Genomic DNA, 12,474 nt, shown 5'->3' on the forward strand with positions numbered 1-12,474 from the left:
ATTTAAATGCGTTTTTATAAAAAGACAATATAACAATCGTTTTGTGCAGGATATTTTGAAAATAGATCAATTGCTTCCTTTTTCGCTTCCACAGAAACTCCAAGCCTATTAAGAGGTTGTCACAATCCATGTTCTAAATATTAGAAATATTTTTTACTTATTGACCATCAGCCCTACAGAGGATTACCCATGAAGAAATCTACACTTGTTATTGGCGTCATCGGTGCTGACTGCCATGCAGTAGGCAATAAAGTTCTGGATCGCGTTTTTACTGCTCATGATTTTCACGTAATCAACCTCGGGGTGATGGTGAGCCAGGATGAATATATTGATGCCGCAATTGAAACAGGCGCCGATGCCATCGTGGTGTCCTCCATCTACGGCCACGGCGACATTGACTGCCTCGGCTTGCGTGAGCGCTGCATTGAACGCGGCCTGGGCGACATTCTGCTGTATGTCGGCGGTAACCTTGTCGTGGGCAAACACGATTTTGCCGATGTCGAAGTGAAGTTTAAAGAAATGGGCTTCAACCGCGTTTTCGCCCCCAGCCACGACCTGGAAGATGTCTGCTCGCTTATCACTAACGATATTCACCAACACAATGGCCTCGAACAGCGTTGCCTGGAAGAGGCCATCTGATGCAAACAGTTTCTGTCGATATCGGCTCGACATGGACCAAGGCAGCCCTCTTCGCACAGGAAGGAGAGGTGTTAACGCTGGTCAATCATGTCCTGACCCCAACCACCACACATCATCTGGCAGACGGTTTTTTTGCCAGCCTGAATCAGGTGCTGAATGTTGCCGATGCTCGCCCGTTACTGAAAAGTGGTGAAGTGCAGTTGAAGTACTCCTCCTCAGCCAAAGGTGGACTCGCCGTTGCAGCAATGGGGCTGGTGCCTTCCATTACGCTGGAATCGGCGAAAGTTACCGCTCACTCGGCAGGAGCGAAAATCGCGCAATATTATTCGTACAAGCTGAACCGTCATGACATCCAGGAGCTGGAATCCGTACCGCCAGATATCCTGTTGTTTACAGGGGGTACAGATGGCGGTGAAGAAAGCTATGGATTGGCCAATGCGCGTGCACTGGCGGATTCGAAGCTTGATTGCGCCATCATCTATGCCGGAAACCGTGATATTCAGGACGAAATACAAACGATTCTGGGTCACAAAGATCTGACCACGGTAGACAACATCCTGCCGGATCTCGATCACCCGAATCCGTTTGCCGCTCGTCAGGCCATTTGCGATGTGTTCTTGTCACGCATCGTAAAAGGTAAAGGTCTTGACGTCATCGTGGGTGAAACAGGCGAAGACCCCATGCCGACGCCGTGGACGGTGTATGAACTGGTAAAAGCAATTAGCGATTACGACAGCGCATGGAAGGAATTCATGCTGATCGATATGGGTGGCGCCACCACGGATGTCTATTCAGCCAGCGCGAATACCCTCTCCCCCGATACTGTCCTGCATGGTGTCCCTGAACCTTTCGTCAAACGTACCGTTGAAGGTGATTTGGGCATGCGCGTTTCCGCCGTCGTGGTGGGAGAAAGCACGCAGGATATGGTGAAAGTTGTTTTTGCCCAACAGCCACAACGTGAGGAGGCGTTTTATCGCTACCTGCGCCATCTGGTTGGGCAGCCGGACTACCTGCCGGTCAACGAGGAAGAGAAATATTTCGACACTCTGTTAGCCGGTTTGTGCGTGGGCTATGCCGCTGAGCGCCACGCGGGCACTAAGAAGCAGGTTTGCACCTGCGTCGGTAACGTGGATTTACAGATGGGTCGCGATCTCACCACCGTACGGAAAGTTGTCGGTTCAGGTGGGTGGCTCTCTCGCGCCAGCCAGTTCGATATTCATAACTGGCTCAAATACCGGGAGTTGGACGACCAGGGTAAAAGAATTCTGTTACCGAATCAGTTTGAGTATTACCGCGATTCATATGGCCTGCTCCCTCTACTGGCAAACGTCGCCAGGCTGTACCCGCAAGCCGCTGCTCGCACCAGCATTCAGTGTTTAACCCTACAAAACTAAAGGCAGCTACGAATGGAACTTCGAAATAAAAAATTGACCCACGACGAATTCATGACCGAAAGGCATCAGGTATTGCAAACCTGGGAAACCGGCAAAGACGTTGAGAACTTCGAAGATGGCGTGAAGTACCAGCAATCAATTCCAGATTCAAAACGCTTCTCCCTCGCGCTGTTGAAGGCCGACCAGGAAGGTAAAACGCTGAGCCAACCGCGTGCGGGCGTCGCACTCATGGATGAGCACATTGAGCTGCTTAAAACATTGCAGGAAGAATGTGACCTCCTGCCAAGTACAATCGATGCCTATACCCGTCTGAACCGCTATGAAGAAGCGGCTGTCGGGATCCAAAAATCTATCGAGGCGGGCACCTCCAAACTGAATGGTTTACCCGTCGTCAATCATGGGGTTGCTGCCTGCCGCCGTATGACTGAGTCGCTGGAAAAACCAATCCAGGTCCGCCACGGTACGCCAGATGCACGTCTGCTGGCAGAAATCGCCATGGCCAGTGGCTTTACCAGCTACGAAGGGGGCGGTATCTCCTACAACATCCCTTATGCCAAACGCGTCACGCTGGAAAAATCCATTCGTGACTGGCAGTACTGCGATCGCCTGATGGGACTGTACGAAGAAAATGGGATTCGCATCAACCGTGAACCGTTTGGTCCGTTGACTGGCACCCTGATCCCGCCGTTTATGTCCCACTCGGTGGCGATTATCGAAGGTCTGCTGGCACTGGAACAAGGCGTGAAGTCCATTACCGTCGGTTACGGCCAGGTCGGTAGTTTGACGCAGGATATCGCCGCCATTCAGGCGCTGCGTGAACTGTCCCACGAATACTTCCATAACCACGGTTTCGATGATTATGAGTTGAGTACCGTATTCCACCAGTGGATGGGCGGGTTCCCGGAAGATGAAGCGAAAGCCTTCTCCGTTATCGCCTGGGGCGCTGCGGTTGCTGGCATGTCCGGTGCCACAAAAGTCATTACCAAGAGCCCGCATGAAGCCTTCGGCATCCCAACCGCCGCGGCTAACGCTCAGGGTCTTAAAGCGTCACGCCAGATGCTTAACATGGTTAGCGACCAGAAATTCCCACAGTGCGCTGCCGTGGAACAGGAAGTCGAACTGATTAAGAGTGAAGTCCGCGCAGTACTGAAAAAAGTCTTCGAGCTGGGTAATGGCGACATTGCACGCGGTACGGTACTGGCTTTTGAAGCTGGTGTTCTGGATGTCCCCTTCGCCCCAGCCGCTTGCAACGCAGGCAAAATTCTGCCGGTGCGCGATAACACAGGTGCTATCCGTATTCTCGAAGCCGGTGCAGTTCCACTGCCGAAAGACATTCTCGCGCTGCACCACGACTACGTCTCAGAGCGCGCACATTTTGAAGGTCGCAAACCTTCTTTCCAGATGGTCATTGATGACATCAACGCCGTATCCCACAGTAAATTAATAGGAAGACCATAATGAAAATCAAACAGGCCCTTTTCACCGCTGGCTACTCCTCATTTTATTTTGACGATCAGCAGGCCATCAAAAACGGCGCAGGTCATGACGGCTTTATCTATACCGGCGATCCGGTAACGCCAGGCTTTACCTCCGTGCGTCAGGCTGGTGAATGCGTATCCGTCCAGCTGGTTCTGGAAAACGGCGCGGTCGCAGTGGGTGATTGCGCTGCGGTGCAATATTCAGGTGCCGGCGGCCGTGATCCGCTGTTCCTGGCTGAGAACTTCATTCCATTCCTCAACGATCACATCAAACCGCTGCTGGAAGGTCGTGACGTTGATGCATTCCTGCCGAATGCCCGTTTCTTTGACCAACTGCGTATTGACGGCCACCTGCTGCATACCGCCGTTCGTTATGGTCTGTCTCAGGCACTGCTTGACGCGGCGGCACTGGCCACCGGTCGTCTGAAAACTGAAGTGGTATGCGACGAGTGGCAACTGCCGTGCGTACCAGAAGCCATTCCATTATTTGGTCAGAGTGGTGACGACCGCTATATCGCCGTCGACAAAATGATCCTCAAAGGTGTGGATGTCCTGCCGCATGCGCTGATCAATAACGTTGAAGAGAAGCTGGGCTTTAAAGGCGAAAAACTGCGTGAGTATGTGCGTTGGCTGTCTGACCGTATCTTAAGCCTGCGCACCAGCGAGCGTTATCACCCGACGCTGCATATCGATGTGTACGGCACGATCGGCCTGATTTTTGATATGGACCCGGTGCGCTGCGCCGAATACATCGCCAGCCTGGAAGCCGAAGCGCAGGGCCTGCCGCTGTACATTGAAGGTCCGGTTGATGCCGGCAACAAACCGGATCAGATCCGCATGTTGACCGCCATCACCAAAGAGCTGACCCGTCTGGGCTCCGGCGTGAAAATCGTGGCTGATGAATGGTGTAACACCTACCAGGACATCGTGGACTTCACCGACGCGGGCAGCTGCCACATGGTGCAGATCAAAACCCCGGACCTGGGCGGTATTCACAACATCGTTGATGCGGTGCTGTATTGCAACAAACACGCCATGGAAGCCTATCAGGGTGGTACCTGTAACGAAACCGAGATCAGTGCTCGCACCTGTGTCCACGTCGCACTGGCCGCACGCCCAATGCGCATGCTGGTAAAACCGGGTATGGGATTCGATGAAGGTCTCAACATCGTGTTTAACGAAATGAACCGCACCATCGCGCTGTTGCAAACTAAGGATTAAGAGATGGCACGCACATTTAAGATCTTATCGCCTACGGCTATCCTGGGTTATGGCTTCCCGGAAGAGAGTTTTCGTAAAGCCATGGAAGAGTCACCGGATCTTATTGCTGTTGACGCAGGTTCCTCCGATCCTGGCCCCCACTACCTGGGGGCAGGTAAACCCTTCACTGACAGGGCTGGGGTAAAACGCGATCTGCGCTATATGATCGTGGCGGGCGTTAAGAACAACATCCCTGTGGTTATCGGCACCGCCGGTGGTTCCGGTGCTGCTCCGCATCTGGAGTGGTGCCGCCAGATAATCCATGAGATTGCCCAGGAAGAAAAACTGTCTTTCTCCATGGCGCTGATTCCGTCTGATGTTGATAAAGACGTGGTTCACCAGGCGCTGGATAACGGCAAAATCACCGCGCTGGATTTCGTGCCTGAGTTAACGCACGAAGCCATCGAAGACAGCACCTACATCGTCGCGCAGATGGGGGTCGAACCTTTCCAGCGTGCACTGAAAGCGGGTGCACAGGTTGTTCTGGGCGGACGCGCTTACGATCCAGCCTGCTTCGCGGCGCTGCCGATTATGCAAGGCTTTGATGAAGGTCTGGCGCTGCACTGCGGTAAGATCCTTGAGTGTGCTGCCATTGCAGCAACCCCTGGCTCCGGCTCGGATTGCGCAATGGGGATCATCGACGACAACGGCTTTACGCTGAAAGCGTTCAATCCAAAGCGTAAGTTCACCGAAACCTCCGCTGCGGCGCATACCTTGTACGAGAAGTCCGACCCGTACTTCCTGCCGGGACCAGGCGGCGTACTGAATCTGAAGGCATGTACTTTCACCGCAGTTAACGAAGGTGAAGTGTATGTCAGCGGTTCGCGTCATGAAGAAACGCCGTATGCACTGAAACTGGAAGGCGCACGTCAGGTTGGCTTCCGCTGCCTGACTATCGCTGGGACGCGCGACCCGATAATGATTGCCGGTATCGACACCATTCTCGAAGAAGTACAGGCAAGCGTGGCACGTAACCTCTCACTGAATGATGACAGTATCCGCATAACGTTCCACCTTTACGGTAAGAATGGCGTGATGGGTAATCATGAACCGATGAAAACCGCCGGTCATGAACTGGGGATTTTACTGGACGTCGTCGCGCCAACGCAGGATATCGCCAACAGCGTTTGCTCGCTGGTGCGCTCTACCCTACTGCACTACGGCTATGAAAATCGTATTGCGACCGCGGGCAACCTCGCTTTCCCATTCTCGCCATCTGATATTCAGAGTGGGCCGGTGTATGAGTTCTCGATCTATCACCTGATTGAAGCTAGCGATGCACTGCGGTTTGATTTCCACATTGAGCAGGTGACGCCAGAAGGAGTTCAGGCATGAAACAATCAATTTGTTCACTGGCGCAGGTCATTCGCTCCAAAAATGCCGGACCGTACGAACTGGTTTTAGATATTTTGTTTAAAACCCGGGAAGACTATCAGCGGGTAAAGCGTTCGGAGCAATTAACTCCGCAACTTATTGCTGGGTTATATAATGTTGAACCTGATTTTATTCACAATATTGTCTGGTTTGATCCCGCTAACGCAGTAAAAATTGTCATGCCGCGCGATATTATTTCCGGCAATGTCGGTGACAATGATGTTTATGGCGCGCAGCAACACGCACCATTATTAAGTATTGAATTCGATCTGTAACAAAAAAACACAATAACAGCCATTGGAGCACAGAGTTCAGCGGTATCACAGTGCTTCGAATATTCATGCGGTTGGTCACAACAGGCGTGCGTCTGAGCTGCTGTCCGGGCTCAGGCACACGCCACCCTACATAATTCCAATTACCAGCCTTTATCCGATGGAGTACACATGAAGAAAATTAGTTTAACGAAGATGATCATATTAGGCCTGATACTCGGCATGATTGCCGGGGTGGCCATTAATAATATGGCCGCGGCTGAAACAGCAAAATCATATGCACAGGATATTTCCATTTTCACCACTATATTCTTACGTATGGTGAAGATGATTATTGCACCATTGGTTATTTCAACTCTGGTTGTCGGTATTGCCAAGATGGGCGATGCCAAAACGCTGGGTCGTATATTTTCTAAAACCTTTTTCCTGTTTATTTGTGCCTCACTGCTGTCGATCGCATTGGGTCTGGTTATCGTTAATATCTTCCAGCCGGGCGCAGGCATCAACTTTGTTGCTCATGACGCAGGCGCTGTTGCCGCTGTTAAGTCAGAGCCGTTCACGCTGAAAGTCTTTATCTCACATGCCGTACCAACCAGTATCGTTGACGCGATGGCGCGTAACGAAATCCTGCAGATCGTGGTGTTCTCCATTTTCCTCGGTTGCAGCCTGGCCGCCATCGGTGAAAAAGCCGAGCCTATCGTTAAGGTTCTGGATTCGCTGGTACACGTCATGCTGAAGCTGACTGGTTACGTCATGCTGTTTGCCCCATTGACCGTTTTCGCGGCTATTTCCGGTCTGATTGCCGAGCGTGGTCTGGGTGTAATGGTCAGTGCCGGTATCTTTATGGGCGAGTTCTACCTGACACTGGGTATGCTGTGGGCAATTCTGATTGGCCTGTCGACACTCATTGTTGGTCCTTGCATCAGCCGTCTCACCAAATCAATCTTCGAACCGGCGCTGTTGGCCTTTACCACGTCCAGTTCTGAAGCGGCCTTCCCTGGCACGCTGGATAAGCTGGAAAAATTCGGCGTATCGTCAAAAATTGCCAGCTTCGTTTTGCCGATTGGTTACTCCTTTAACCTCGTCGGTTCCATGGCCTATTGCTCCTTTGCCACCGTCTTTATTGCCCAGGCGTGCAACATTGAGCTGAGCATGGGCGAGCAAATCACCATGCTGCTGATCCTGATGCTGACCTCAAAAGGGATGGCGGGTGTGCCACGTGCATCCATGGTGGTTATTGCCGCTACGCTGAACCAGTTCAACATTCCGGAAGCCGGTCTGATCCTGCTGATGGGCGTCGATCCGTTCCTCGATATGGGGCGTTCCGCCACTAACGTCATGAGTAATGCCATGGGTGCTGCCATTGTAGGTCGCTGGGAAGGTGAACACTTTGGTTCAGGCTGCCGCGGCACTGCGCCAGTCAAAACACCGGAGCAAGACCGCCCGGTTACCGAAACAGAGGTCGCGTTGTCCTGATAGCAGAAGGACGACTAATCGTAGGCCGGATAAAACGCGCCAGCGTTGCCATCCGGCAATTATACCGTGTTAACGCCGGATGGCGGCGTGAACGCCTTATCCGGCCTACAGGATAGTTTTCCCAACAACATCAACAGGAACGCACAATGAACAAAACAATTATCGGCGTGAGTCTCTTTGCTTTCAGCGTCTTGTTTAGCTCTGCCTCATTCGCGCAAACCACGCCGGACTACGCAAAGCTAATAGAGCAGGCACATCAGAAATACAAAAGTAACAATGATGGAAAAGTCGCCGACTATATCCCTGCCCTGGCGAGCTACAGTCCCAATAATTTTGCCATCACCATTGCCACAGTAGACGGAAAAATCTACCAGGTGGGTGATGTTAAAAAGCCCTTCCCGATGGAATCCCTGAGTAAAGTCTTCACCATGGCGCTCGCCATGGAACAGCATGGTCCGCAGGTGGTTCTGGATAAACTCGGAGCCAATGCCACCGGCATGCCATTCAACTCAGGCTTAGCCGTTGAACTGACCAAAGGCGCGCCGGAAAACCCGCTGGTGAATGCAGGTGCAATGAGCACCGTCAGCCTGATTGAGGCCAAAGACAAAACCGATCGCTGGAACAAAATCCTCGACAACCTGAATGTCTGGGCGGATGCCTCACTGACGGTCAACGAACCGGTATTCAAATCCGAGATGGAAACCAATCAGCACAACCAGGCACTGGCGAAGCTGATGGAGTCCTATAACAGTTTCTACGGCAACACAGAGGAAGCGGTCGAAATATATACCCGCCAGTGCTCAGTGGACATCACCGTTGAGCAACTGGCCAAAATGGGTGCCGTACTCGCGAACAAAGGCAAGTCGCCCTTCAACGGTAAGCAGTTGCTGAATGAACGCTATGTGCCACAGGTGCTGGCTGAAATGGCAATTGCCGGGCTGTACGACGGCAGCGGCAAATGGCTGTACAGCGTCGGTATTCCGGCGAAAAGCGGCGTTGGCGGCGGAATGGTTGCGGTAGTGCCCGGCAAATATGCGATTGCCGTCTATTCTCCGCCGTTGGACGAAGCCGGTAACAGCGTTCGTGCCCAGAAAACTATCGAATATGTCGCTGACGAGACCAAAGCCAATGTCTTTTTAGCAAAATAACTCTATGCCGGATGGCGCTTCGCTTATCCGGCCTACGATTAGCACATTTATTTACGCCGTCATCCGGCAAAAATGAAGAGGTGAGAAGTAAACATGTCTAAACCATTTGTCTGGCAGGAACTCTTTGTTCAGAGTAAAGATAATACCGAATATGAATTGCTCAGTAATCAACACATTACTGTGACGGAGTTAGACGGAGAGGAAGTTATTAAGGTTGCGCCGGAAGCGTTAACCTTGTTAGCACAGCAGGCATTTTATGAGGCCTCATTTTTCCTGCGCGCCGGACATTTGAAACAGATTGCCAGCATTTTGCACGATCCACAGGCCAGCAGTAATGACAAGTATGTCGCATTACAGCTGCTGCGCAATGCCGAAGTCTCAGCCAAAGGCGTACTACCAAACTGCCAGGACACCGGTACCGCCACCATTGTCGCCAGCAAAGGCCAGCAGGTCTGGACCGGTGGCGATGATGCCGAAGCATTAAGCAAGGGTGTATATACCACCTTTACGGAAAGTAACCTGCGCTATTCACAAAATGCCCCGCTGGACATGTATAACGAGGTCAATACCCAGACCAACCTGCCTGCACAAATCGACATCAGCGCGACGCTGGGTAGCGAATACCGTTTCCTGTTCGTCAACAAAGGTGGTGGCTCTGCTAACAAAGCCGCGTTGTTCCAGGAAACCAAATCTATTCTGCAGCCGGAGAAATTGACGGCTTTCCTGATCGAAAAAATGAAATCGCTGGGCACTGCCGCTTGTCCGCCGTACCACATCGCCTTTGTGGTTGGCGGATTATCTGCCGATCAGTCGCTAAAAGTTGCGAAGCTGGCATCGACCAAATATTACGATAACCTGCCCACCAGCGGGAATGAACTGGGCCAGGCATTCCGCGATACAGCACTGGAAGCCGAACTGCTCAATGCCAGCCGCGAATTTGGCATCGGCGCGCAGTTTGGTGGCAAATACTTTGCCCACGACATTCGTGTTATTCGTCTGCCGCGCCACGGTGGCTCCTGCCCTATCGCCATGGCGCTCTCCTGCTCGGCTGACCGCAACATCAAGGCTAAAATTAATAAACACGGTATCTGGCTGGAGAAACTCGAACATAACCCAGGTAAGTTTATTCCCGACTCTCACCGCGTTGAAAACACCGCCCAGACGGTACAGCTCAACCTCGATCGCCCGTTGCGTGACATTCTTAATGATTTGTCAGCTCTGCCCATTGGTACCCGCCTGTCGCTCAGCGGCCCGATTGTTGTCGCTCGCGATATCGCCCACGCAAACATTAAAGCGCGTCTGGATAACGGCGAACCGATGCCGGAATACATGAAAAAGCATATCGTTTATTACGCAGGTCCCGCCAAAACCCCGGAAAATCAGGCCTGTGGATCAATGGGTCCGACCACCGGCGGGCGTATGGATGGGTATGTCGATGCTTTCCAGGCACAAGGCGGCAGCCTCATTATGCTCACCAAGGGTAACCGCAGCCAGCAGGTTACTGATGCCTGCCACAAACACGGTGGATTTAGCCTCGGCAGCATCGGCGGCGCAGCGGCTCTGCTGGCACAGCAATATGTGAAGAGCCTGCACTGCCTTGAGTATCCCGAACTGGGCATGGAAGCGGTCTGGATGATGGAAGTTAAAAATATGCCGGCCTTCGTCTTAGTGGATGACAAAGGCAATAACTTCTTCAGTCAGTTTGAGCAGCAGCATCGCTGCGCAACCTGCCCGGCGGGGCATTAAGGAGCTATCATGGAAGCGCGAGCCAACAATGACCGACATCGTCAGCGTCAGCAGAAGCTAAAAACGCAGGTCGATACCCGCGTGGCGGCAGCAACCGAGAAAAAAGGGATTCTGATTGTCTTCACCGGCAATGGTAAAGGGAAATCCACCGCAGCCTTCGGCACGGCTACGCGCGCGGTTGGTCACGGAAAAACCGTTGGCGTCGCGCAGTTTATTAAAGGCCAGTGGGATAATGGCGAGTACAACACGCTGCACCCTCTCGGCGTGGAGTTTCATATTATGGGTACCGGTTTTACCTGGGAAACCCAGAACCGGGAAGCCGATATCGAGGCGGCCACGGCAGTGTGGCAGGAAAGTAAGCGCATGCTAGCCGATGCGCATTATGATCTGGTCGTACTGGACGAACTCACTTATATGTTGGCTTATCACTATCTGGATACTCAGGAGGTTATCAGCGCCATCGAAAATCGCCCTGCCGACCAGAGTGTGATAGTCACCGGGCGCGGTTGCCATGCGCTGTTACTTGAACTTGCCGATACGGTCAGCGAGCTTCGCCCGGTTAAACACGCTTTTGATAGCGGCATTCAGGCACAGCAAGGTATCGACTGGTAATCGCTCCTTTGCCGGATAAGGCGTTTACGCCGCATCCGGCGATTTGCCCAATGCCGCGATGCTTATCGGGCCTATGGTGAACACTGAAACCTGTAGGCCTGATAAGGCGCAAGCCGCTATCAGGCAGCCGACACCACGGATTTATTTAGCAACCAGTTGCGGAAGATCTCCAAATGCAGGGACTCTGATTTCTCCTCCCGCCACGTCATGATAAATCGATTCCCAGTACGCATTGGAACATCGCAAGGAATCACCATATCCCCACTATCCAGATCGTGCTGAATGGCAAAACGGGGTAGCAATGCGACACCAAGGTTGGAGCGTACCGCCGCAATCAGCATCGACAAGAGATCAAATCGCGGACCTTTATTCACCAGCGGACTGCTGACATCGGACAGCGCAAACCATTCCTGCCAGCCTTTGATGCGGGTGCTTTGATGCAAAAGCGGGTATTCGTTCAGCAGTTCATCGACGGACAGCTTCCGGTCCGGTTCGGCAAGCAGGCAACGACTGCACACGGGCAGAATTTCCTCTTCGAACAGATACTCTACCCCCGACCACGGAGAGTAAAAATCTTCCCGCATGATCGCTGCGTCATATTCCCGGTTAAGAAAATCACCAATATTCGCCAGAGAATGAATATTAACGATAATATCAGGATTGAGTTTATTGAACTCACGCAGGTTTGGGATCAGCCAGTGCGTACTGAACGTCGGGTTAACCGCCAGTTCGATCACTTGTACGGTCGGCTGCCATGTCATGATCGTCGTCGTGTCTCGTTCAAGCTTGTTCAGTGTCTCTTTAACGATAGTTAAATAGTGTTTGCCTGCCGCATTTAAAAAAATGCGCTTTTTGGCATGATTAAATAGCGCTGTATTAAGAAAATCCTCTAGCGCATTCACCTGGCGGAAAACAGCACTTTGTGTTAAAGCCAGCTCTTCAGCTGCCCGGGTATAACTTTCGTGACGCGCAACCACTTCAAAAGTTACCAGCAACTCCGTTTTGGGTATTTTTCCTCTCATAACCTCTTCCATATGCAGCGTACAAAAATAGTTTAATTTATAAAAAATAATTC

11 protein-coding genes are annotated in these 12,474 nt (G+C 52.1%); 10 read left to right on the plus strand and 1 reads right to left on the minus strand.

All coding sequences use genetic code 11. From position 1 onward, the window contains the following. Window positions 1–189 precede the first annotated feature (189 nt). The 10 genes from glmS to cobO all read left to right on the plus strand — a co-directional run bounded on the left by glmS (window position 190) and on the right by cobO (window position 11,399). On the plus strand, window positions 190–639 hold the full coding sequence (gene glmS, locus NNO02_RS20805) for a methylaspartate mutase subunit S (protein WP_137381330.1): 450 nt from the start codon (window positions 190–192) through the stop codon (window positions 637–639). Next, window positions 639–2,033 carry a methylaspartate mutase accessory protein GlmL gene (gene glmL, locus NNO02_RS20810; RefSeq protein ID WP_271455622.1) on the plus strand — a complete coding sequence of 465 codons (1,395 nt, stop codon included), beginning with the start codon at window positions 639–641 and terminating at the stop codon, window positions 2,031–2,033. The genes glmS and glmL overlap by 1 nt, the downstream gene beginning before the upstream one ends. Before the next feature lie 12 nt (window positions 2,034–2,045). Continuing rightward, on the plus strand, window positions 2,046–3,491 hold the full coding sequence (locus NNO02_RS20815; protein ID WP_271450205.1) for a methylaspartate mutase subunit E: 1,446 nt from the start codon (window positions 2,046–2,048) through the stop codon (window positions 3,489–3,491). After that, entirely contained in the window at window positions 3,491–4,732 is a 1,242-nt protein-coding gene (locus NNO02_RS20820; RefSeq protein WP_137381333.1) for a methylaspartate ammonia-lyase, read from the plus strand. Before NNO02_RS20815 ends, NNO02_RS20820 begins: the two co-directional genes overlap by 1 nt. Before the next feature lie 3 nt (window positions 4,733–4,735). After that, window positions 4,736–6,106: an acyclic terpene utilization AtuA family protein gene (locus NNO02_RS20825; protein ID WP_271455623.1), complete on the plus strand. Its 1,371-nt coding sequence runs from the start codon at window positions 4,736–4,738 to the stop codon at window positions 6,104–6,106. Next, window positions 6,103–6,420 carry a DUF4387 domain-containing protein gene (locus NNO02_RS20830; protein WP_005122536.1) on the plus strand — a complete coding sequence of 106 codons (318 nt, stop codon included), beginning with the start codon at window positions 6,103–6,105 and terminating at the stop codon, window positions 6,418–6,420. The genes NNO02_RS20825 and NNO02_RS20830 overlap by 4 nt, the downstream gene beginning before the upstream one ends. Window positions 6,421–6,588: 168 nt before the next feature. Further along, window positions 6,589–7,893, plus strand: a complete 1,305-nt coding sequence (locus tag NNO02_RS20835; RefSeq protein ID WP_137381335.1) for a dicarboxylate/amino acid:cation symporter — start codon at window positions 6,589–6,591, stop codon at window positions 7,891–7,893. 146 nt (window positions 7,894–8,039) lie between these two features. Then, a complete protein-coding gene (gene glsA / locus NNO02_RS20840) occupies window positions 8,040–9,041 on the plus strand; it encodes a glutaminase A (RefSeq protein WP_271455624.1) in 1,002 nt (333 codons plus the stop codon). A gap of 93 nt (window positions 9,042–9,134) precedes the next feature. Next, window positions 9,135–10,787 (plus strand): class I fumarate hydratase, encoded by a 1,653-nt coding sequence (locus NNO02_RS20845; RefSeq protein WP_271455625.1) that lies wholly within the window; start codon window positions 9,135–9,137, stop codon window positions 10,785–10,787. A 9-nt stretch (window positions 10,788–10,796) separates the two neighbouring features. Next, the gene (gene cobO / locus NNO02_RS20850) at window positions 10,797–11,399 is read left to right on the plus strand and encodes a cob(I)yrinic acid a,c-diamide adenosyltransferase (protein WP_271455626.1); all 603 of its coding nucleotides are present in this window, start codon (window positions 10,797–10,799) and stop codon (window positions 11,397–11,399) included. Between the two features lie 119 nt (window positions 11,400–11,518). On the opposite strand, the gene NNO02_RS20855 is transcribed toward cobO, so the two are convergent. Beyond that, window positions 11,519–12,421: a LysR family transcriptional regulator gene (locus NNO02_RS20855; protein ID WP_137381339.1), complete on the minus strand. Its 903-nt coding sequence runs from the start codon at window positions 12,419–12,421 to the stop codon at window positions 11,519–11,521. Window positions 12,422–12,474: the final 53 nt, after the last annotated feature.

It is taken from the genome of Citrobacter sp. Awk 2 (genome assembly GCF_028069815.1).
Taxonomy (GTDB): domain Bacteria; phylum Pseudomonadota; class Gammaproteobacteria; order Enterobacterales; family Enterobacteriaceae; genus Citrobacter.